A 21,658-nucleotide genomic window follows, 5' to 3' on the forward strand; every position below is an offset into this window, starting at 1 on the left:
AGCCAATCATGTGGTCACTCGGCATGGGCGCCTTGCTCATCGGCCTCGGCGTTCCCGTTGCGGTGTGCATCGGCCTTGCAGCCACCCTGGCACTCGCATTCAACTCGACCCCGCTGCTGGTCATCCCCCAGCAGTTGTTCGCGAACCTGAACAACTTCAGCCTGCTGGCGATCCCGTTCTTCATGCTGACCGGCGCCATCATGGATTCGGGGGGCGTCTCCAAGCGCATCATCGATTTCTCTCAGGCGCTGGTCGGCTTCATGCGCGGCGGGATCGGCCACGTGACGATCGTGGCCAGCATGTTCTTCGCCGACCTCTCGGGGTCCGCCACTGCGGACACGGCGGCGATCGGCTCGGTGATGATCCCCGGGATGGTGAGGAAGGGTTACGCCGCGCCCTTCGCCGTGGCCTTGCAGTCCGCGGCCGGCTCGCTGGGGCTGCTGTCGCCGGTCTCCATGAGCATGCTCGTGTACGCCTACACCGCCAACGTGTCCGTCGGCACGATGTTCGTCGCCGGCATCATCCCGATGCTGCTGGTGGTGATCTCCTTCATGGCGGTGAACTACGGGGTGGCCGTGCGCCGCAATTACACCGCCGTGGTGCCCTTCTCCTGGACGGAGCTCTGGGCGACGTTCAAGCAGGCGTTCCTCGCGCTGCTGACGCCGCTGATCATTCTCGGCGGCATCCTGGGCGGGATCTTCACGCCGGTCGAAGCCGGCGTCGTCGCGGCCGTGTACGTGACGCTGGTCAGTGCGTTCGTGTTCAAGACGCTCACCTTGTCGCACTTCAAGGACATCCTGACCAAGACCGCCGTCAACACAACGCGCGTGTCGTTCCTGCTCGGTCTTGCGTTCGTGCTGGGCCGCTACATGATCGAGGCGCAGATCCCGGCCACGGTCGCGGCCAACTTCCTCACCCTCACGGCGAGCGCGATCGTCCTGTTGATCCTGATCAACCTGTTCCTGATCTGCGCGCACACTGTGCTCGAAACGATCTCGAGCATCGTCGTGGTGATCCCGGTCTTCATGCCGCTGGTGAGCCACATGGGCATCGATCCCGTCGTGTTCGGCGTGATCGTGCTGATCAACTCCGCGATCGGCATCAACCTGCCGCCGATCGGGTTCTGCCTGTTCACGGCCGCTTCCATCGGAGGCGTCTCCGTCGAAAAAGCCACGCGGGCCATCCTGCCCTTCATCGCGGCGCTGGTCCTGGACCTGGCGCTGATCGTCGCCTTCCCTTCCATCCCCCGATTCCTGCCCAACCTCATGGGCATGCACTGACATGGCAAAACGACCCCACATGGACCTGTACGCGGTCGGCGACCACGCCGAATTCGCGAAGACGGTGACCGACTTCGACGTGTACGGCTTCGCCGGCATCGTCGGCGACTTCTACGGCGTGCACGTGAACGAGGAGTACGCCAAGAAGACGCGCTTCGAGCGCCGCATTGCGCAGGGCGCGCTCTCGGTCGGCTTCCTGGCAACCGTCATGGGCTACATGGCCGCCAAGGCGCCCAATCCGGGCGCCGTGTCCTATCGCTACGACATCACGTTCACTGCGCCGGTGTACATGGGCGACACGGTCACGGCCAGGCTGGTGCTGGAGCGCAAGGACGAGGAGCGCAACACCTGCGTGTTCGCCGCCAGCGTGACCAACCAGGACGGCAAGGTCGTGGCCCAGGGTCAGACCTACCTGAAGGTGCTGTAGGCCGTGACGCCCGCATCGCCTCCCCGCCTGCTGCAGGAGCAGGCCGGCCGCATCCGCTGGCTGACCATCAATCGACCGGACAAGCACAACGCGTTCGCGCCCGGGCTCATCGCCGAACTGCAGGACGCGCTGGACCGGGCCGACGCCGATGCCGACGTCGCGGCCCTCGTGGTCACCGGCGCGGGCAGCAAGTCTTTCGTGGCCGGCAACGACGTGCAGGCGCTCGCCGGAATGGACAGCGTCGCGGCCTACCGCGACATGCTCGCCGGCCAACGGCTGATGCAGCGCCTGCACGAGTTCGCGAAGCCGACGATCGCCATGGTCAACGGCTATGCGCTGGGCGGCGGCTTCGAGCTGGCGCTGGCCTGCGACTTCATCGTGGCATCGGCCACGGCGAAGTTCGGCTTCCCGGAGATCACGCTCAACACGATGCCCGGCTGGGGCGGCACCCAGCTCGCGGTGAAGAAGATGGGCCTGGCGCACGCGAAGGAGATGGTGCTCACGGGTCGCCACTACCGCGTCGAGGAGTGCCGCGAGTTCGGCTTCATCACCCGAGTGGTGCCACTCGAGCAACTGCGCAACGAGACGCTCGCTTTCGCCGAGTCGCTCGTGCGCCATCACCCCTTCGCGCTGGAGATGGCCAAGCGGGCCGTCAACCGCGCCGCCGAACTGCCCTTGTCGGCCGGCCTCGATTTCGAGGCGGCCGGCTATGCCCTCAACTTCGGGACCCCGCACGCACGCGAGAGCTTCCGCAAATTCCTGGACAAGTGAGTACTGCCATGGCCCATTGGCTGAACGAAGAACACGGAATGATGCGCGAGGCCGTCCGGCGCTTCGCGGAAAAGGAGATCGCACCGGTCTCGGAGCAGCTCTGGGAGCAGCAAGCCTTCCCCTACGAGATCTGGAAGCGTTCGGCCCAGCTGGGCTTCACCGGACTGCCTTATCCCGAGGCCTACGACGGCGGCGGTGGCTCCTGGTTGTCGTTCGTGATCGTGCTGGAGGAACTCGCGCGCGTGGACTGCGCGGTGGCCAATTCGCTGATGGCGAATTCCTCGGTTGCGAGCCTGCTGTCCAACTACGGCAGCGAAGCGCAAAAGCAGGCGTTCCTGCGTCCGATCCTGAACGGACAGCGCATCGGCTCGATCGGCCTGACCGAACCCAATGCGGGCTCGGACGCCGCCAACATCGCCACCCGCGCGGTGCAGGACGGAGACCACTGGATCATCACCGGTGCCAAGACCTTCATCAGCAACTCCGGCACCGAGATCAGCGGGCCCGTGGTGATTGCTGCGGTCACGGGGACGCGAGAGGATGGGCGCAAGGAGATCTCCAACTTCATCGTGCCTGCGGGCACGCCGGGCTTCAGCACCGGCCGCAAGCTCACGAAGATCGGCTGGCGGGCGTCCAGCACCTGCGAGCTGCATTTCGACCGCTGCAAGATTCCGGCGGCCAACCTGCTCGGCACGCGTGGCCACGGCCTGCGCCAGACGCTGGCGCAGATCAGCACCGGCCGGATCCTGATCGGCGCGTTGGCGCTGGGCATCCTGCAGGGATCGCTGGACCGCTCGCGCGCCTACATGAAGGAGCGCACTGCGTTCGGCAAGCCGCTCACCGATTTCCAGGCACTTCAGTTCAAGCTGGCCGACATGGCCACGCACGCGCACGCCGCGCGGCTGATGCTGTACGACGCTGCGGCGGCCAAGGACGCCGGCCAGCGCTTCGACCAGCAAGCGTCCATGGCCAAGCTGTTCGCCACCGAGCGGGCGATGGAGGCTGCGCACCAGGCCATCCAGATCCACGGCGGCTACGGAATCATCAGCGAGTACCCCGTGGCACGCGCCTTCGGCGATGCCAAGGTGCTGGAAATCGTCGAGGGCACCTCCGAGATCCAGCGAATGATCATCTCTCGCGAGCTGCTCGCGCAATAACACCGGTCACAGGGAAGTTCCATGCTTCAAGGTATCAAGGTCCTGAGTTTCACCCACTTCCTGCAGGGGCCGTCGGCCGTGCAGATGCTGGCCGACGTCGGCGCCGACGTGGTCAAGATCGAGCCGCCGCAGGGCGCGTTCGAGCGCGGCTGGGCCGGCTTCGATGCGTTCCAGGAAGGCGTGTCCGTCTTCTTTCTGCTGGGCAACCGCAACCAGCGGGCGATCCAGCTCGATCTGCGCAACGAGAAGGCCAGGGAAGTCGTGCGTCGCCTCGTGCGCGAGGCGGACGTGCTGGTGGAGAACTACCGCCCCGGCGTGCTGGCCAAGCTTGGCTTCGGCTACGAGGACTGCCGCAAGCTCAATCCGCGGATCGTCTACTGCTCCTGCACGGGCTATGGTTCCACCGGGCCCTACCAGAAGCGCCCCGGCCAGGACCTGCTGCTGCAGGCCATGAGCGGCATGGCCATGCTCTCCGGCGATGGCGAGTCCGCGCCGACGCCGGTCGGCTCCGCGGTCGTGGACCAGCACGCGGCCGCGCTCGCCGCCTTCGGCGTTCTCGCCGCGCTGCACCAGCGCGATCGCACCCGCGAGGGCTGCATGGTGGAAAGCAACCTGCTGAACGCGGCCCTGGACCTGCAGATCGAACCCTTCACCTATTTCCTGAACAAGGGCCCCCTGTGGAAACGCAGCAGTCCGGCCATGGGCTCGCGCTTCCATCCGGCGCCCTATGGCGTGTACCGCACGGCCGATGGCTGGATCGCGATCTCGCTGACCACCACCGCCAAGCTGGCTGCGGCCTTCGACAGCCCGGAACTCGCCGCCTTCGACGATCCCAAGGATACGGTGCGCAAGCGCGATGAGATCCACCAGCTGGTGAGCAAGGCCGTGCGGGCTCGCACCACGGCAGCCGTGATGCAACTGTTCGACCAGCAGGACATCTGGTACGCACCGGTCAACGACTACGAGCAGGTGGCCGACGATCCGCAGGTCAGGCACAACGGCGTGGTCATGGAGATCGATCATCCGCAAGCCGGTCCGGTGCGGCTGATGGCCCATCCCGTGCGCTACAACGGCAAGGCTCCCGCCCTGCGCCGGCAGCCGCCGCAATTGGGCGAGCACACGCGCGAGGTGCTGGCGGAGGCCGGCTACAGCGCCGGCGAGATCGATGCGCTGCTGTCCGAGCGCGTCGCGATCGCTGCAGCCGAAAAGGCGCAGGCATGAGCGCGAACATGCTGACTTTCGACGATGTGCAGGTGGGGCGCAAGCACTGCCTCGAGCGGACCATCACCGCGAGCGACGTCGACGCCTTCGGCAAGCTCTCGGGTGACCTCAACCCGCTGCACATGGACGAGGAGTTCGCGGCACGCACGCCGTTCAAGCGGCGCGTCGTGCACGGGCTGCTCACCGGAGCGCTGGTGTCCACCACGCATACGCAGCTCACGGGGCCGGGGTTCGCCTACGTGGGCCAGGAGCTCAAGTTCCTCGGCCCGGTGTTCATCGGGGACACGCTCAACGTGCAAGTCACCGTGGTGGGAAAGAAGGACGCAAAGCGCGTCCTGATTCTCGACACCGTGGTGAGCAGGCAGACCGGGGAAAAGGTGCTGGCGGGCCTTTCGGCGCTGAAAGAGCTGCGCTTCGCCTGAGCGGCGTTCGCCCCTGACTCCTCGAAAGAAAGCGAACCATGAACCCGTCCCTGAACCTGAGCCGCACCGATTTCCTGCCCGTGGACGATCATGCCGGCTGCCTGGCCGCACGCGCCTGGCTGACTGGCGCCGTGCCGGGCCCCGCCGTGGTGGCGATTCGCGCCGACGGCGTGTACGACATCAGCCAGCACGCCCCCACCATGGCCAGCCTGCTGGAACGCGACGACGCCGTGCAGGTGGTGCGCGGCGCCCCCGGCGAGCACGTCGGCAGCCTGCAGCAACTGCTGGCTGCCACGGCTGCCGGCCCCTCGTCCGCCGCCGCGCACCTGCTCGCGCCTTGCGACCTGCAGGTCGTCAAGGCCGCCGGCGTGACGTTCGCCTCCAGCCTGCTGGAACGCGTGATCGAAGAGCGCGCCGGCGGCGACCTGCGCAAGGCCGAAGCGATTCGCAGCGAAGTGGAGAAAGCGATCGGTACCGACCTGCGCGCCATCGAACCCGGCTCGCCCGGCGCGCAGGAACTCAAGTCGCTGCTGGTACGGCAGGGCATGTGGTCGCAGTACCTGGAGGTGGGCATCGGCCCCGACGCCGAAGTCTTCACCAAGGTTCCCGTGCTGTCTTCCGTGGGCACCGGCGCCGAGATCGGCATCCATCCGGAATCGGCCTGGAACAACCCCGAGCCCGAGGTGGTGCTGGCGGTCGACAGCCGCGGCCGCATCCGCGGGGCGACGCTGGGCAACGACGTCAACCTGCGCGACTTCGAGGGGCGCAGCGCCCTCCTGCTCAGCAAGGCAAAGGACAACAACGCGTCCTGCGCGATCGGCCCGTTCATCCGCCTGCTCGATGACACCTTCACGCTGGACGACCTCCGGCGCGAAGACATCGAACTGGTGGTTGAAGGCGCCGACGGCTTCGTGCTGCGTGGGGCCAGCACCATGCGCGAGATCAGTCGCGACCCGCTCGACCTGGTGCAGCAGACCATCGGCGCAAACCACCAGTACCCGGACGGCTTCATGCTGTTCCTGGGCACGCTGTTCGCGCCGGTGCAGGACCGCGACGCGCCCGGCCGCGGCTTCACCCACCATGTGGGCGACGTGGTCACGATCCGCAGCGACCGCCTCGGCACGCTTCGCAACCGCGTCAACACCAGCGACCGCATTGCGCCGTGGAACTTCGGTGTGCGTGCGCTTTTCGCCAGCCTGGCCGCTCGCGGCCTCGTGAACGGGGCGCTGTAAGACAAAATGGGGCCATGGGGGAACTTTTGCTCCTGTCAGCCTTCTATCAGGAAGCGCTGCCACACGGTGGCGCTGCGGGCGAAGCGCTTCGCCGCTCGCGGCTGGCCGTACCCATGAGCCTGCTTTGCAGGCCATCCCCCCGCCCGTGCTGAGCCCCACCTGCTGCCAGTTTCCGGTATTCCGGATCGGCGCCTTCGGCGAGTCGGTCCGCTCGCACCATTTCGATTTCGCCCGGCTTGAAAAACGGATGTCGCTGCTGCCTTACCCGCACCGCCACGACTTCTTCCACGTGGTGTGGGTCGCGCATGGCAGCGGCCATCACATCATCGATTCCGAACGCTACGAGGTGAAGCCCGACACCTTGTTCTTCATGTCGCCGGGACAGGTGCACGACTTCCAGCTGTCGGAAGACGCCACCGGCTACACGATCAACTTCAGCTCCGAGTTCTTCTCGCTGCAGCTGCAGAACAAGAAGATCCTGCACGAGATCCCGGTGTACAAGCCGGAGAGCCCGATCGCCGCGGTGTACATGACGCAGCAACAGGCCGTTTCTCTGCGGCCCGTGATCGACGATATCGCCGCGGAGTACGAAGCAGAGGAGGGCGGCTACGAGGACGTGCTGCGCTCCTATCTCGCCATCTTCCTGATCAAGGCCTCCCGCTTCGCGGAGCCGGTGGCGTGCGCCGAACCCGCCATGCGCGCGCTGATGCTCACGCGGCGCTTCAAGGCCCTGCTGGAGCAGCATTTCCGCAGCGTCGGCGACGCAGCCGAATACGCGCGCATGCTGCGCGTGACCGAGCGGGCGCTGAGCGAGGCGACGCGCCGCGCTCTCGGCGCCACCGCCAACAAGCTGATCCGCGACCGCGTGATGCTGGAGGCCAAGAGCCTGCTCCTCCACTCGGCAGTGCCGGTGTCGCAGATCGCCGACCAGCTCGCCTTCGAGGACCCGGCCTACTTCAGCCGCGCATTCAAGAAGCACACCGGCCGCTCGCCCCAGGACTACCGGCAGGCGCTGGCCAACCTCCACACGGAAAGTCCAAGAACTCCGGCAGTTCGTCCTAACGACTCGTAGGTGCGCGCTCCTAGCATCGGGTGCACAACGCCCGCAGGAGACCCATGAGCCGCACCATCCCCGCTTCGACGCAGCAGCAGAAGCTGTTTTCCGACACCCTGGCGCGCATCGCCACAAAGGTCGCGCAGGACGAGAAGGCCATCGGCGTCGACTTCCCCCAGCTCACCGCACCGGACGGCAGCTGGGTCACGCTGCCCGCCTCGCTCTCGGCCGGATACAGCGGCAAGGCCTGGAGCCACGGCAACTGGTTCTGCGGCTTCTGGGTGGGCCTGCTTTGCGCTTCCTACCTCCGCACCGAGGACAAGCGTTACCTGGGCTGGATGCGCGAGCGCATGCGCCTCGTCGCGCAGCGCGCGAGCGATACGAACACCCACGACATCGGCTTCATCTTCGACAGCAGCGCCATCCCGGCCTACCATGTGACCGGTGACTCCTGGTACGCGGACATCGCCCTGCAGGCCGCCGACAAGCTGCGGGCGCGCATCGTCAACACCCGCTCCGGCAGCTATCTCGCGTCCTGGGGGCCGCTGTCGGATGACCGCGCGCGCTGCAGCTCCGCGATCGACACCATGGCCAACCTGCCGCTGCTGTACTGGGCAAGCCGGTACAGCGGCGATGCCAGCTACCAGCTCGCCGCCGAGGCGCACGCGCAGATGACGGCCAAGGGCTTCATCCGCGCCGACAAGTCCACCTATCACGCAGTGGAGTACGACACGGTCACTGGCGAGCGGGTGCGCGGCTACACGTTTCAGGGCTTCGCCGACGAGTCCGCCTGGTCGCGTGGCCAGGGCTGGGCGATCTACGGCTACGTGATCTCGGCGCGCGAGACCGGCAAGGCGGAGTACCTGCGACTGGCCGAGCAGCTCGCGGATTACTACCTGATGCGCCTGGGTAACCGCCAGATTCCTCCGTACGACTTCGACGCCACGGGCGAGGATGCGAAGATCCTGGACACGGCCGCTGCGGCCGTCGTCGCCTCCGCGTTGATCGAGATGGGCCGCATCCACCCCGATGCCGCCGCCGGCGAGCGCTGGGGCTTGCGCGGGTGCGAAATGCTCGAAGGTTTGTGCCGCGAGGCTTTCGCCTCCGAAGACGCGCACCGCGGCGCGCTGAAGCACTCCTGCTATTCCCGCCCGCACAACGAAGGCGTGGACAGCGCGACGATGTTCGGCGACTTCTTCTTCGTCGAGGCGTTGAGCCGCGTGGCGCTGCCGGGCGGCTTGCGCCCGGAACACTGCGAAGAGATCGCGTAACGGTCGCGCTTCTCCGGTTGTGCTCTTGGGCGTTGCGCGGCGCGCCGTCGTTCATCGAAGGCATCGCACTACGCCGAAATCGCCACCGGCGTCGCCAGCAACCGGCCCGAGGAACTCACGCGCCTCCTGCTCGCACGCATTGCGGGCGGTTGACCTTTGGCAAGCTGAAATCGTGCGGGGGGCAAGTTGCTGTCCGCGCGTTAGCGGCCAGCCGACATGTGCTTCCGGCCAGAGGGGCCATGCCTGACCGTCAGTCTGCGGCTTCCAGCCGACCTCCGAGCTCGAACGCGACAGCTTCCGAGAACGACCGGACGAGGAGGTCAACATGTCCTTGCACCACGGCTTCGTCCGCCACGCCCTCTTCGAGGGGAAGCTTGATGGTCAGCAGCATGGCCTTCGGAAATGCGGCGCATACGTCCTTAGCGGCCGCTTGCCAAGCGTCTTGAGTTTCCTCCAGGGGGTAGACGAGGAACACCGTCGAAAAAGGGTCCGACTTGCCCTCGTGCGGTGCGTCGGGCGTTCGGCCGAGCGACAGGCTGGCGGCCTGGATGCCTTCGTCGCGGAGCGCCTGCACCAGCAACTGCGTGAGCACGTCGTCCCGCGTGGTTCCGAGCCCCGCACAGAGGACGACCGGGGCGGCACGCAGCGGCTGCGCTCGCTGCCAGCGACCGAGTCCCTGGTCCCGCATGGCGCGCAGGTGCGCCCCCACGTTCGCTTCCAGGAGCGAAATCGATCGGCGCTTGCGGCTGGCGCCCTCCTGCCGCTTCACCACGCTGAGGGATTGCGCGACTGCCGCGATGGTCTGCCGGATGCGATCCTGCTGCTCGCTGCCGATGCGGCCGGCCCGGAAGTCGGCCGCGGCAAGGGCCAGCCCAGGCAGCAGGATCTGGTCGCAATAACGGGCGAAGTTGCTGCGCCGCAGGTAGACCCGGGCGGCTGCAACGATCTCACCCGGTTCGCCGGAGAGTGCGCGCTGGTACAACCGCAATCCAGCCGTGAGGCCGGGCGCCTCGCCAAAAAGGATGGAAATCGGCTCCAGTGCGCGCACGTGGCGTCCTGCCACCACGAGGCACAGCGTCATCGGCGTGGACAGCAGGAGGCCCAACGGACCCCAGAGGGCGCCCCAGAACAGCGCGGAGACGATCACGCCCAGGGGCGCCAGGCCGCTGCTTTGGCCATACACCCGGGGCTCCACCAGGTGCACGGCGACCGATTCCAGCCCCACGAACAGGCCCGCGCTCCAGAACATGAGGGACCAGCCCGGATCGACGGCTGCGGCAAAGGCTGCGATGGCGGCGCCGGCGGCAAGGGCGCCGACGTAAGGGACGAACCGCGCCAGGCCCCCCAGCGCACCCCAGAGGGCGGCGTGCGGAACGCCCACGATCCACAGCGCGGCGCCGAGCACCAGGGCGAAGGTCACGTTCACCACGAACTGCGAAAGGAAGAACCGGGAGACGCCCTGGGCTGCATCTTCCACCGCGCGCATCGTCCTGCCTGCTTCGGCCTCGCCGGCAAGGCTGATCGCGCGGTCGCGGAGACCTTCATGCTCCAGCAGGATGAAGACCAGCAGCACCAGCACGATGCCTGCCTGGCCTACCGGTCCCCACACGAAAGAGAAGAGCCATGTGATTGCTTCGGTTGCCGTCGTGGGCGCACTGCTGCGGACGGGGGCTGTCTGCAGGTCGGCCGCCGCCTGTTCACGGCGTCCGCGTGGCTTGCTGGCGGCTGTCGGGTGCGCCGGCGGCAGCACCGTGCGCAGCACCGTTTCGATCTGCTCGAGAGGACGAACCGTGAGTTCCCTTGCATCCTCCAGCTTGGCGCGAACGGCTTCCTGGTACTGCGGCAGATCGGAGGCAATGGTGACCAACTGGGAGGCCAGCAGCGTGGCCACTCCTGCCAGCGAGGCACCCACGAGCACGACCGACACCAGTGCGCCCGCCGCATGCCCGAGGCCGATGCGCGCCAGCTTGCGTTTGAGTGGCGCGATCACCAGGCTGAGAATGGCAGCCAGCGCGAGGGGCGCAAGGAATGCGCGGCCGAAGTAGAGCATCGCCAGAACGCAAGCGGCGGCGACGATGCGCCCGGGGCGAGAACCGGGCGATGGAGGAATGTGCGGCAACAATGAGATTCCCGTCAGGGCGAGGAGTGCCAACGGAGGTGATGCTGCGATCGATGCCTCCGAGGCGCTGTTCGCCCTGCATGATCGGCAGGGCGGCAGGTCTTCTCACGGCATCGAGGCTGGCTTGTGACTGCGTATGAGTACCGCATAGCCGTGTGGCGGCTGCGGCATGAGGGTGGTGCCGCCAGCGTTGCGTGCGACGCCGCAACCGGGCGCCCCAGAGCTTACCGGCGCCTGAACAGGCGAAGAACCACCAGCAGGATCACCGCGCCGATCGTGGCCACGATGATGCTGCCCAACAGACCACCGCCTGCGGACACGCCAAACCTGGTGAAAAGGAAGCCACCTAGGACTGCGCCGATGACACCGACAACCATGTCGCCCAGAATTCCGAACCCGCCGCCCTTGACCAGCACGCCGGCCAGCCAGCCAGCGATCACGCCGACAATCAGAAACCAGAGAATATCCATTTGCATTCCACGAGTAGCGAAAGAAAAGCACTCTAGCTCAGCACATCCAAGACGTCGGTGCACTGGCGTACATAGGAAGTTCGATTCCTTCCCTCTTGGCGCAGCAAGCGCTTCTGGTTTCGCACACGCGCGTGCAGCGTGTTGCGCAAGTTGTCAATGCAACGGCCGGCCGAGCCGGCGGCTCGCCCTCGAAATGGCGTAGTTCACCGAGCAGTACAGCATCGCCACCGCAAGGTACACGGGGACGAGCGAGCGGTAGTTGGAGATCAGCACCCTGGCGTTTTGCATCAGTTCGCCGTACGTGACGACGTAGCCGAAGGTGGTGTCCTTGACCACGATGACCAGTTGCGCGACGAGTGCCGGGACGATGTAGCGCAGCGCCTGGGGAAAGACGATATGGGCGAAGACTCGTGCTTCGTTCAGACCCAAGGCCCTCGCCGCATCCGTCTGGCCGCGGGGAACGGCGAGCACGCCTGCGCGGTACACCTCCGCCACCACGGCGGCGGTGCTGAGTCCCACGGGCAAGGTCAACATCCAGTAGGCACTCATCTTGATTCCGGCCGACGGGAGGACCAGGAAACACACATAAATGAGCAGCAGGGTCGGCACGCCACGCAGGAATTCAATGACCGCGATGGCCGGCCAGCGCGCGAGCCGCAGCCGCGACAGGCGGCCTACCAGGAGCACCAGCCCGACGACCAGCGCGATGACGGCCGCCGCTGCCGCCGATGCCAGCGTTCCGAGCAGGCCCTTGCCCAGGTAGACCCAGGTCGTCTTCCAGGCGAAGAATTCCCACAGCCGCCCTTCGAACTGGCCCGCGGCATGGAAGCGGACCACGATCCCTGCGGCCAGCACGAGCAGCGCCGCCGCGACGGTCACGCTCACGGCCCGGGTGATGGCCTGCGCCTTGGGATTCAGGTCGCCGAAGAGAATGTCTTCCAGGGTGCGGCTCATCGCAGGATCCGCACCTTCCTGTCCAGGGTGGCGCCCGCCCAGGCGATGAGCAAGCCCGATGCCAGATACATCGCAGCAGCCGCTGCGAACGCGGAGATGCCGCCGGCGGAGTCGTTGGCGATCTTGGCCACCAGCGTCGTGAGTTCCCGGCCCGGGAGGGGGACCTGGGATGCCAGTGAAGTCGACAACATCAGCGCGATGAGCAGGGAGGTCATCGGTTGCACGACCGAGCGCAGCGCCTGCGGCAACACAATCGAAGAGATGATGACCAGGGGACCCATGCCCAGGCTGCGTGCGGCCTCGACCTGGCCGCGATTGACCGTGTTGATACCCGTGCGCACATAGTCCGCCGTGAATGCGGAGCACACCAGCGCGAGGGTCAGGATCACGCTTGGCTCATAGTCGATCACGACCTTGAGATCCGGCAGCGCGAACACGATGAAGATCAGCAGCGCGACGCCCGGAATGTTGCGGAAGACCTCGACGTAGCCGGTCAGCACGAAACGAAGCGGCCGCAGCGGCAGGAGCAGGGCGACCGTCACGACGATGCCCAGCGCGAAGCCGGCCACGAAGGACAGGGCCGTGAGCTTCCAGGTGAGCAAAAGGGCCTGTCCGAAGGCCGGCCCGTAGTCGGCCAGGAGCCGCAAGACACTGCCCATCGATCAGGGAAGCGGTGGCGGCGTCGGAACGTTCTTGCTGCCGGTGCGCTGCCCGATGCTCACCGTCCACAGCTTGGCCCAGGTGCCATCGGCTTCGATCTTCTTCAGGAAGGCATTGACGAAGGCTATGCCGTCCGAGCCCTTGGGCAGCCCGACTCCGTACGGGTCTTGCGGACCGAAGGGCGCACCAGCCAGACGCGCGTCGCCGGCGCCGAGGCTCAGGACGTTGAGCAGCAGCGTGTAGTCGGTCACGTAGGCGTCCACGCGACCCTGGCGCAGGGCATCGAGGGCTTCCTGGTGGGTCTGGAACTCCTGCACGATCGCCTTGGGCGCGAATTGCGCAAGGATGGCGGGCCCCGTCGACCCCGCCTGGGTGGCGGTCTTCTTGCCGGCGAGATCGTTATAGGACTGGATCGCCTTGTTGTCAGTCTTGACCAGCACCCCCGCCTGCGAGGTGTAGTAAGGCCCGGCGAAGGAAATCTTCTCCGCGCGGGCAGGGGTGATGGAATAGGTGGCCAGCACCATGTCCACCTGGTCATTGATCAGCACCTGTTCGCGCGTGGACGACGTGACCTGCGTGAATCGGTACTTGGCCCCATCGCCCAGGATGTAGCGAGTGAGGAGCTGGGCCACACCCGCATCGAAACCGCGGATCTTGCCGTCCTTCTCGTTGAGTTGCGAGAAAAGGTTCGACGTCTGGGTGCCACCGAGACGCAGCGTGCCGGCCTGCTTGATCTTGCTTGCCCATTTGTTCGACGCGATGGTTGCAGCGTCGGCAACGGGGCCGTGAGCGACCAGCGAGTCGAATGCTGCCGCATCGATGGGTGTGCCTTGTGCAAAAAGCGGCGTACCGGTCGCAACTGCCAGTGCGACCAAGGTGGCTTTCAGGATGGATGGGATCGACATTGATTTTCTCGGTGGGTGTGTACCGCCAGCGAATGTATAGCAGTCCTGCGCGGGTGGGACGGAGGCCCGCGAATTGCCGGGCTGCACGATGCAGAAGTTCAGGTACGCCATCGACGTCGCCTGTGCAAGCTTGGCTGCGGCACGCCGGCACGCCGGCACGCGTGGCCCTCCTCATCGCTCCGCTTCCGCAATTTCGAGCTTGCGCAGGATGCGCTCCTTCAGAAGGAGCAGCGTCGGTGCGAGTTCGCGCACCACGGCGTCGAAGGCTTCCGCCGATGAGACGCTGACGTTCAGGGAGTAGTACGCGCCCTGGAACACCAGCGGAGCGGCGACGGCGGCGACTTCGGGTTGCCACGATGCGGCGCAGTAGCCCAGGGTCGCAACGCTCTCGATGGCGAGCGAGATCCCGGGGCCCAGGCTGCGCCCCTGGCCGGCGCGCGCTTCCCGGAAGTGCGCGAGCAACGCCTTGCGCTTGGCTTCCGGCGCACTCGCGAGGTACGCCTGGCCCAGGGACGTCAACTCCATCGGCACGCGCTGTCCCGAGACCACGGTGCGAAGCGAAGGGCGACGGTTGTAGCGGATCGATTCCAGGTACACCATCTCGTCGCGATCCGGTGCGGCGAGTCCGACGTTGAGCTTCCTCGTTTCGGCCACTTGCCGCATCAGCGGCGGAGCGCGCCGCGCGCGAGCTGGGTGGCCGCGTGGTGCTGAAGATCCTCTCGGGCGAGATCACGCACAAGAGCGACGTCGGCGGCGTGGCCGTCGGCGTGACGCCGGAGCAGATCGGCGCGCGGCTCGGCGCGATGGCCGATGAAGTCGAAGCCAAGGCGCGCGTGCGGCCGACGCGCTTCCTCGTGCAGGAAATGGTCACGGGGGGCACGGAGTTGATCCTGGGCATGCACCGCGATCCGCTCGGCACCGCGATCCTGCTCGGGATGGGCGGAGTGACGGCGGAACTGTTCCAGGACACCACCATGCGCCTGCTGCCGCCGCAGGGCGGCCTGGGCCGCGACGAAGTGCTGTCCATGGCGCGCGAGCTCAAGACCTGGCCGCTGCTGGATGGCTTCCGTGGCCGCCCGAAGGCCGATGTCGCCGCGCTGGTCGATGCCATCGTCGCTTTCTCGCGGATGGCCAGCCAGCTGGGGGACCGGCTGGTGGAGGCGGAGATCAATCCCGTGTTCGTCTTGCCGGAAGGCCGCGGGGTACGGGCGGCGGACGGTGTGGTCGTCTTGCGCTGAGTGCGATGAGCATCGTCGACGATTACCTGGCGGCCGCGGAGCGTAAGGCAGCCACGCTGACGGCAGTGAACCAGTTGCATCGCGCCGGTGGACGCTATGCGTTGTTCACCATGTGCGTCGGCGTGGGGCAGGGTATCGCGATCGTGCTCGAACGGGTGTAAGGTCGCGCCATGGACCTGCCTGCGCACCAGCTCACGATGACCGTGCTCATGACGCCGGACACCGCGAACTTCTCGGGGAACGTCCATGGCGGGCATTTGCTCAAGTGGCTGGACCAGGTGGCGTACGCCTGCGCGAGCCGCTACGCGGCTCGCTACGTCGTTACCGTGTCCGTCGACGAGGTGACGTTCCGCGAACCGATCTTCGTCGGCGAGCTGGTGACTTTCCTGGCCAGCGTGAACCACACCGGGACCACGTCGATGGAGATCGGCATCAAGGTGCTCGCGATGGACATCCGCAGCCAGGCGCAACGCCACGTCAACAGCTGCTTCTTCACGATGGTCGCGGTGGACGAGGACCGCAAGCCCGTCGCCGTCCCTGCACTGCAGCCGTCCACGCCGGACGAGAAGCGCCGAAACGAGGCAGCGAAGCTGCGCAAGGTGCTGCGCCGGGAGTTCAGCGAACGGTTCGCGGCCGTGATGGAGCAGGGGGGATAAGCTCCCCGCCGCTGCGCGCTGTTGGAAGTTGACGGCGCACCGATGCTGCGGCCCGTCAGGCGACAGCCATGTGGTCCATGGAAATTTTCCGGACGCGGGAGAGCGCTCGGGCCAGCGTGTCCAGCTCCACGGACCCGAGTGCGAGCCGGAGGGCGTGAGGGGCCGACGGCGTCGTGCAATAAGGTTCCGCCGTCGAGACCGAAACGTGCTCTTGCATCAGCGCTGTCGCGACCCGATCGGCACGAGCCCCTTCCGTCAAGGGCAACCAGCAGAAGTACGAAGAGGGATGACCCACGGTGCGCAATGGCTGCAGGAGCTTCGTGGCCAGGGCTTGCCGTCTCGCTGCATCCTTGCGCTTCTCCGCTTCCAGTCGCGCGGCGGTGCCGTCCTCCAGCCAGCGGCAGGCCAGGGCCGTCATGAGGGCGGGGCTGTTCCAGGTCGTCGCCCGTATGGCGCGTTCGAGCTTGGGCACGACTTCCCCCGGCGCAGCGAGGAACCCGACACGCAGGCCCGTGGCGATGCTCTTCGAGACGCCCGACACGTAGATCGTTCTCTCTGGCGCCAAGGCGGCCAGCGGCGCAGGCGCGTCCGCTGCGAGGAAGGCGTAAGCGGCGTCCTCGATCAGTACCAGGTCGTGCTTGCGCGCGATCGAAACCAGGTTGCGGCGTCGATTGGCGCTCATCACCCAGCCTAGCGGGTTGTGCAGGGTCGGCATCGTGTAGACCGCCCGCACGGGTCGGCGCTTGCACAGGGTCTCCAGGACGTTCAGGTCCGGCCCATCGCCTGCGGCCGGGAGCGGAAGCAGTTCAAGGCGGAAGCCGTCGGCGAGAACCTTGAAGCCGGGATACGTCAGTGCATCGACCGCGACCACGTCGCCCGGCTTGAGCAGCGCCATCGCCGTCACGGCCAGGCCATGCTGCGCTCCATCCACGAGCAGGACCCGATCCGCAGGCACGGCCACGCCCCGCGTCCGCAGATGCCTGCCGACGATGTTGCGATCTTGCGGCCGGCCGCCGTGCGGCTGATAGCGCAGGAACGAGTCGACGTCACCGGACGCGGCAAGCTGCCGCAACGCCTGCCGAAGCAGGTCACCCTGCCCGGCGACCGAGGGATAGTTGAAGTTCAGGTCCACGACGTCGGCTGCCACGGCGAACTGATCGATGCCCTGGCCGCGCGGCAGCGCCGTTTCCTTGACGAAGGTACCGCGGCCCGTCTCTCCGCTCGTGAGACCCATGGCTCCGAGTTCAGCGTAAACGCGCGAGGCCGTCACCAGCGCCAGGCCTTCTGCCGCCGCGAGCTGCCGGTGGGTCGGCAACTGGGTCCCCGGACGGAGCCTTCCGCTGCGAATGTCGGTGGCAAAGCGGTCGACGAGTTCCTTATAGCGAGAGCGGGGCATGGGCGAGCGTATCCATGACAATTATTTGATTGTAATGAATGGCCCCCGTACGATGGCCCTCTATTCCGGGAACAAACGAGACCTCCATGCACATCACCATCCTCACGTTCGAGGGCTACAACGAACTCGACTCGTTCATCGCGCTCGGCATCCTGAACCGGATCAGGAAGCCGGACTGGAAAGTGTCCATCGCCTGTCCTGCGCCGCAGGTTCGCTCCATGAACGGCGTGACCGTGCTCGCGCAAGCGACGCTGGAGGAAGCCGCCACCGCCGACGCGGTCATCGTGGGCAGCGGAATGCGGACGAGAGAGGTCGTGGCCGACCAGGCGCTGATGGCGCGCCTGAAGCTGGATTCGACGCGCCAGCTTCTCGGAGCGCAATGCTCCGGCACGCTGGTCCTGGCGAAACTGGGGCTGCTGGACGAGGTGCCCGCCTGCACCGACCTCACGACGAAGCCATGGGTGCAGGAAGCGGGCGTCTCCGTTCTCGACCAGCCGTTCTTCGCCAAAGGCAACGTCGCGACGGCGGGTGGCTGCCTGGCTTCGCAGTATCTGGCTACCTGGCTCATTGCACGGCTGCAAGGAATCGAGGCTGCCCGCAGCGCCATGCACTACGTTGCGCCCGTAGGCGAAAAGGACCTCTTCGTCACCCGGGCCCTGCAGAACGTGCAGCCCTATCTCTGAGTGCGGTGAGCACACGACGAGAGGGCGCGCTCACTGGCTGGCATTGCGAACGTCTGCTTCGGGCCGAGCCGGCGTATTGATCGGCTTGCGTGCATGTGCCGGGCGCCGTGAATGACATCGCATCGAAAGAACATCCTTGAAGGGAATTCTTCGGCGACCTTGGCCGTCAACGCTTGCGCGCCTTGCGCTTCGGGGGCGCGATCTCCGCGCTTTCCAGCCACTGCAGCGTCTCGACGTAGAGCAAGAACCGCCGCAGGTACTCCGGCGAAATCTCGCGCATCATCCCCAGCGACCGCAACACCAGCGCATGCGAATTCAGCGGCCCCGCGTTCGCCGGCCCGCGCGCGAGCGCCTCGTCGAATTTCGCCGAGGCGAGCTGGCTGCCCCACGCACGCTTGAAGCGCCGCACGCTCGCGAGTTCTTCCGGGTCGTGCACTTCGCCGGGCTGCAACGGCTCCGCCGCGGCTTCGCGCGCGCGGCGGATATACGCGTTGAGTTCGGCGAGCGGATTCGTCATGGCTTGGCGGCCGTGCGCGGCACCGGCGCCATCTCCACGCGGCGGTTCTGCGCGCGCCCCTGCTCGGTCCCATTCGACGCGACCGGCTGCTCGGCACCGAACGCCGCGGCGAACACCTGCGACGATGGCATGCCTTCCTCGATCAACGCGCGCGTGACGGTGAGCGCGCGCTGCGCGGACAACTCGAGATTGTCCTCGTAGCGGCGGTTGCCGCGCTGCACGCCGCGGTCGTCGGTGAAGCCGCTGACCATCAGCAGCTCCTTGCGCTCGCCGAGGTAAACGCGCAGCGGCTGCACCAAAGTCTGCAGCAGCTGCCGGCCCTCGGGCCGCAGCTCGTCGGAGCCGAGCGCGAACAGCACGCTGCCGCTGATCCCGATCTTGCCGTGCTCCAGCGTCACGCGTCCCGACGCGAGCGGGATGGCCAGCGCGCGCTCCAGCGCCATGCGCCGCTGCTCCTCGATGCGGCGCTTCTCGATCTCGGACTGCAGGCTGTTGACCAGGTCGATCTGCGTGACGAGCACGCCCAGCAGCACGAGCACGAACGCGCCGAGCAGGCTGGTCATCAGATCGCCGAAGACCGCCCACACCGGCGCGGCGAGGCCCTCGTCGATGTCTTCGCTTTCGGTCATGCGCTGGCTTGCTCGGGCTGCGGCGCGGGCTTCGCCGGCTTCGCGGGCGCTGGCCGCAGGTGTTCGACCACCGCCTGCTGCGACGCGATGCTCAGGTCAATCACTTCGCGCGCCTGCGCCACGTAGTACGCGAGCTGTTCGTCGCTGCGCGCGGTGGAGCGCTCCAGCGCGGCTTCGATGCTCGAGAGGCTCGCCACCAGCTTGTCGTTGCTGGCCTGGAAGCCCTGCACGCCTTGCTGGAAGGATTCGGCGAGCCTGGTGAATTCGCCTGCGCTCGTTGCCACGCGTTCGGCGGCGGCATCGGCCTGCGTGCCGGCTTGCGTGAGCACGGACGACGCGGAGGCAACCAGCGCCTCGGTCGCGGCGCGCTGGCCGTCGGCCGCCTGCTGCACGGATTGCATCAGGTCCCGCAATTTGGCAAGCAGGGCGGTGCGCTCTTCCAGCGTGACGTTGTCGCGTTCGGCCATGCGGCTCATCTCGCTGCGCAGCTGGCCGATGACGCCGGCGGCGGCTTGCGGGACTTCGGAGGCGGTGTGCAGCAGGCGCGTGATGGGCGCCTCCAGCGCTGCGCCGAGGTCGGCGAGATGCTGCGCGACGGCCGATTGCAGTTCGCCGAGTCGCGCGACGGCCGCATCCCCACGCCCTTGTTCCTGCTCGCGCAGGGCTGTGAGTTCCGTGCGCCAGAGCTGCGCCACTTCGTCGAGGCGCTGCCTGTGCTGGCGATCCCACACCGCTTCGCTCTGTGCGCGGGCCTGCGCGAGCGACTGCGTCTCGCGCAGCAGCGTCGCCGCCTCGTCCTGCGTCGCCTGCCACTGCTTCTGCAACGCGGACCCGAGCGATTCGAGCGACGCCGTCCATGCGCGCAGCCGCTGCTCCTCGCTCGCGCGCTGCTGCTCGCGCTCCTGCGCGAACTGCTTCGACAGGAGCTCCACCTGTTCCTGCGCGACGCCGGCCAGCCGCTCGTGCAGCTTCTGCGATTCGCCCACGACCTGCGCCATCGCGCCTTCGACGACGGGCCGCAGCGCATCGCCCGCTGCCTTGGTCCCCTGCACGAGGCTGTGTTCCAGCGTGCTGCCCACGCGGCCCGCGAGCGTGTCGTACGCCTGCGTGACTTCGCGCTGCAACTCTCCGTGGCGCGCCAGCAGCTGTTCATCGAGCTGCTTCGTACGCTGCTCGATGCTGGCCATCAGCGCCTGCAGCGCTTCCACCACCTGCGGCAGCGCGCGCGCCTGCTGATGCACCAGCGAGAAGGGCTGCAGCACGCCGGCGATGCGCGCATCGAGTTCGCGCACGGCGACCAGCCGCTCGCGACGTGCGATCGCCGACATCAGCCCCAGCATGGCGGAAGTGGCGACACCCGCGACCGACGTGCCGAATGACAGGCCCAGTCCCTTGATCGGCGCGGCGAGCGCGGCGCGGATCGCGTTCAGGTCCGACGAGCCTTCCAGCACGAACACGGCGCCGCGGAACGTGAGCACCATGCCCAGGAACGTACCCAGCATGCCGAGCATCACCAGCAGGCCGACGAGATAGGGCGTGAGCGCGGGGCCGGGCAGCGGCGAGCGCGCCCCTTCGACGCGCAGGCGCACGGACTCGCGCAGCGACGGCGGCACGTGCCCGAGCCAGTCCGCGAGGCGCTCGGGCGCTTGCGTGAGATCGCGCAGCGCCGTGCGCAGCGCCTGCGTCGCGGCGCGGAACTGCTTCAGCTCGAAAGCACCGAACAGGTACACGCCCAGGATGGCGGCGGTGACGGCCAGCGGGATCGCGCTGCTGCCGATGAAGCCGGCCGCGATCCACGCGAGGGCCGCGAGGCCCACCGCGAACGCGGCGGCAAACGAATACTTGGTCATCGGGGGATGTTCCATTCCTTGTCGAGAGCGGCGAGCAGGCCGGCGACGGGTTCCAGTCGCAGGTCCAGTTCCGCCAGGAGCGCCTGGCGCCAGGTCTCCACGAACGCGTCGCTGCCGCCGTCGAAGCGGGGCTTGAGCAGGCCGGCGGACTTGGGCAGCAGGGTCTGCTCGCGGTGCGCCAGCAGTTGTTCGAAGGCAGCGTCGAGCGCTGCGAGTTGCCGCAGCGATGTCGATCGCTTTGCGCACGCCTGTCGCGCGTGGTCGCGCAGCGCTGCGATCATCTGCTCCATCTGCCGCTGCAGTTGCTGGTGGCGGCGTTCGTAGTCCGCATGGCGCGGCGCATCGGCGGCCATCTCCACCGGCCGCGCGATCATCTTCGCCAGCACGCCGCGCACCTGGCGGTACTCCTCGGCGAGCTCCGCGGGCGTGCTGGTCCGCGTGCGATCGCTCGCCGGGGTCGTGATGGCACGCAGCTGCTGGTGCAGCCCCTGCAGCGTGATCGCGTCGAACGCGCCGAACCACAGGCTCAGGCGCTCGGCCACGTCCATGCCGGCGGGCGCTTCGGCCGCGGCTTCGCCGGCGCCTAGCAGGCGCACCAGGCCGGAACTGCTGTGGACACTGCGCAAAAAGCCGATCCTCTGCACGGTGACCGTGCGTTTCACTTCGTTGCTGGGTGGAGGGTGGCGCGCGCCGGGATGCACCCGGCGGGCGGCGGGGCGGCCAGGCCGGTCCGGAAATCCGCGGCG

Annotated in this window: 23 protein-coding genes and 1 pseudogene; 13 read left to right on the forward strand and 11 right to left on the reverse strand. The window is 67.3% G+C overall.

Annotated elements, in window-relative coordinates; translation table 11 throughout:
• Positions 1-8: 8 nt before the first annotated feature.
• The 9 genes from JJB11_RS13400 (at position 9) to JJB11_RS13440 (ending at position 8,835) form a co-directional block, all read left to right on the forward strand.
• On the forward strand, positions 9-1,280 hold the full coding sequence (locus tag JJB11_RS13400) for a TRAP transporter large permease (RefSeq protein ID WP_201171886.1): 1,272 nt from the start codon (positions 9-11) through the stop codon (positions 1,278-1,280).
• A 1-nt stretch (position 1,281) separates the two neighbouring features.
• Positions 1,282-1,707 carry a MaoC family dehydratase gene (locus JJB11_RS13405; RefSeq protein WP_201964824.1) on the forward strand — a complete coding sequence of 142 codons (426 nt, stop codon included), beginning with the start codon at positions 1,282-1,284 and terminating at the stop codon, positions 1,705-1,707.
• A 3-nt stretch (positions 1,708-1,710) separates the two neighbouring features.
• Complete coding sequence (locus JJB11_RS13410; protein WP_201171888.1) at positions 1,711-2,478, forward strand: enoyl-CoA hydratase-related protein; 768 nt, start codon at positions 1,711-1,713, stop codon at positions 2,476-2,478.
• Positions 2,479-2,486: 8 nt separating this feature from the next.
• The gene (locus JJB11_RS13415) at positions 2,487-3,635 is read left to right on the forward strand and encodes an acyl-CoA dehydrogenase family protein (RefSeq protein WP_201171896.1); all 1,149 of its coding nucleotides are present in this window, start codon (positions 2,487-2,489) and stop codon (positions 3,633-3,635) included.
• 21 nt (positions 3,636-3,656) lie between these two features.
• The gene (locus JJB11_RS13420) at positions 3,657-4,856 is read left to right on the forward strand and encodes a CaiB/BaiF CoA transferase family protein (RefSeq protein ID WP_201171898.1); all 1,200 of its coding nucleotides are present in this window, start codon (positions 3,657-3,659) and stop codon (positions 4,854-4,856) included.
• 8 nt (positions 4,857-4,864) lie between these two features.
• Positions 4,865-5,278, forward strand: a complete 414-nt coding sequence (locus JJB11_RS13425) for a MaoC family dehydratase (RefSeq protein ID WP_201964825.1) — start codon at positions 4,865-4,867, stop codon at positions 5,276-5,278.
• Between the two features lie 38 nt (positions 5,279-5,316).
• Positions 5,317-6,510 carry a fumarylacetoacetate hydrolase family protein gene (locus JJB11_RS13430; protein ID WP_201171902.1) on the forward strand — a complete coding sequence of 398 codons (1,194 nt, stop codon included), beginning with the start codon at positions 5,317-5,319 and terminating at the stop codon, positions 6,508-6,510.
• 124 nt (positions 6,511-6,634) lie between these two features.
• The gene (locus JJB11_RS13435; protein WP_201964826.1) at positions 6,635-7,582 is read left to right on the forward strand and encodes a helix-turn-helix domain-containing protein; all 948 of its coding nucleotides are present in this window, start codon (positions 6,635-6,637) and stop codon (positions 7,580-7,582) included.
• A 44-nt stretch (positions 7,583-7,626) separates the two neighbouring features.
• A complete protein-coding gene (locus JJB11_RS13440; protein WP_201171904.1) occupies positions 7,627-8,835 on the forward strand; it encodes a glycoside hydrolase family 88 protein in 1,209 nt (402 codons plus the stop codon).
• Positions 8,836-9,085: 250 nt separating this feature from the next.
• Here JJB11_RS13440 and JJB11_RS13445 read toward each other — a convergent pair whose 3' ends face one another.
• From JJB11_RS13445 to JJB11_RS13470, 6 genes are all read right to left on the reverse strand, one after another.
• On the reverse strand, positions 9,086-10,987 hold the full coding sequence (locus tag JJB11_RS13445) for an AI-2E family transporter (protein ID WP_201964827.1): 1,902 nt from the start codon (positions 10,985-10,987) through the stop codon (positions 9,086-9,088).
• Between the two features lie 191 nt (positions 10,988-11,178).
• Complete coding sequence (locus tag JJB11_RS13450) at positions 11,179-11,430, reverse strand: GlsB/YeaQ/YmgE family stress response membrane protein (protein WP_201171907.1); 252 nt, start codon at positions 11,428-11,430, stop codon at positions 11,179-11,181.
• 147 nt (positions 11,431-11,577) lie between these two features.
• Entirely contained in the window at positions 11,578-12,378 is an 801-nt protein-coding gene (locus tag JJB11_RS13455; RefSeq protein ID WP_201171909.1) for an amino acid ABC transporter permease, read from the reverse strand.
• The gene (locus JJB11_RS13460; protein ID WP_201171912.1) at positions 12,375-13,037 is read right to left on the reverse strand and encodes an amino acid ABC transporter permease; all 663 of its coding nucleotides are present in this window, start codon (positions 13,035-13,037) and stop codon (positions 12,375-12,377) included. Before JJB11_RS13460 ends, JJB11_RS13455 begins: the two co-directional genes overlap by 4 nt.
• 3 nt (positions 13,038-13,040) lie before the next feature.
• Positions 13,041-13,943, reverse strand: coding sequence for a glutamate ABC transporter substrate-binding protein (locus JJB11_RS13465; protein WP_201172679.1), 903 nt, complete (start codon positions 13,941-13,943; stop codon positions 13,041-13,043).
• 171 nt (positions 13,944-14,114) lie between these two features.
• Positions 14,115-14,597, reverse strand: coding sequence for an IclR family transcriptional regulator domain-containing protein (locus JJB11_RS13470; protein ID WP_201171914.1), 483 nt, complete (start codon positions 14,595-14,597; stop codon positions 14,115-14,117).
• Positions 14,598-14,602: 5 nt separating this feature from the next.
• Between JJB11_RS13470 and JJB11_RS13475 the strand changes: the two are divergent.
• From JJB11_RS13475 to JJB11_RS13485, 3 genes and pseudogenes are all read left to right on the forward strand, one after another.
• Positions 14,603-15,181: pseudogene (locus JJB11_RS13475) on the forward strand (acetate--CoA ligase family protein); the annotation flags it as partial.
• 5 nt (positions 15,182-15,186) lie between these two features.
• Complete coding sequence (locus JJB11_RS13480; RefSeq protein WP_201964829.1) at positions 15,187-15,342, forward strand: hypothetical protein; 156 nt, start codon at positions 15,187-15,189, stop codon at positions 15,340-15,342.
• A 9-nt stretch (positions 15,343-15,351) separates the two neighbouring features.
• Complete coding sequence (locus JJB11_RS13485; protein WP_201171915.1) at positions 15,352-15,837, forward strand: acyl-CoA thioesterase; 486 nt, start codon at positions 15,352-15,354, stop codon at positions 15,835-15,837.
• Between the two features lie 55 nt (positions 15,838-15,892).
• On the opposite strand, the gene JJB11_RS13490 is transcribed toward JJB11_RS13485, so the two are convergent.
• Positions 15,893-17,233, reverse strand: a complete 1,341-nt coding sequence (locus tag JJB11_RS13490) for an aminotransferase-like domain-containing protein (RefSeq protein WP_201171917.1) — start codon at positions 17,231-17,233, stop codon at positions 15,893-15,895.
• Between the two features lie 86 nt (positions 17,234-17,319).
• On the opposite strand from JJB11_RS13490, the gene JJB11_RS13495 reads away from it, so the two are divergent.
• A complete protein-coding gene (locus JJB11_RS13495) occupies positions 17,320-17,916 on the forward strand; it encodes a DJ-1/PfpI family protein (protein ID WP_201171924.1) in 597 nt (198 codons plus the stop codon).
• 166 nt (positions 17,917-18,082) lie between these two features.
• Here the strand turns inward: JJB11_RS13495 and JJB11_RS13500 are convergent, their stop codons facing one another.
• Genes JJB11_RS13500 through JJB11_RS13515 form a run of 4 tightly spaced genes read right to left on the reverse strand, consistent with a single transcriptional unit; the run spans position 18,083 to position 21,574 of the window.
• Positions 18,083-18,433: a DUF2894 domain-containing protein gene (locus tag JJB11_RS13500; protein WP_201171927.1), complete on the reverse strand. Its 351-nt coding sequence runs from the start codon at positions 18,431-18,433 to the stop codon at positions 18,083-18,085.
• A complete protein-coding gene (locus JJB11_RS13505; protein ID WP_201171930.1) occupies positions 18,430-19,062 on the reverse strand; it encodes an OmpA family protein in 633 nt (210 codons plus the stop codon). Before JJB11_RS13505 ends, JJB11_RS13500 begins: the two co-directional genes overlap by 4 nt.
• Positions 19,059-20,912 carry a coiled-coil domain-containing protein gene (locus tag JJB11_RS13510; protein ID WP_201171932.1) on the reverse strand — a complete coding sequence of 618 codons (1,854 nt, stop codon included), beginning with the start codon at positions 20,910-20,912 and terminating at the stop codon, positions 19,059-19,061. Before JJB11_RS13510 ends, JJB11_RS13505 begins: the two co-directional genes overlap by 4 nt.
• Positions 20,909-21,574, reverse strand: coding sequence for a DUF3348 family protein (locus JJB11_RS13515; protein WP_201171934.1), 666 nt, complete (start codon positions 21,572-21,574; stop codon positions 20,909-20,911). Before JJB11_RS13515 ends, JJB11_RS13510 begins: the two co-directional genes overlap by 4 nt.
• Positions 21,575-21,658 lie beyond the last annotated feature (84 nt).

It is taken from the genome of Ramlibacter ginsenosidimutans, assembly GCF_016654015.1.
GTDB classification, from domain to species: Bacteria; Pseudomonadota; Gammaproteobacteria; order Burkholderiales; family Burkholderiaceae_C; genus Ramlibacter; species Ramlibacter ginsenosidimutans.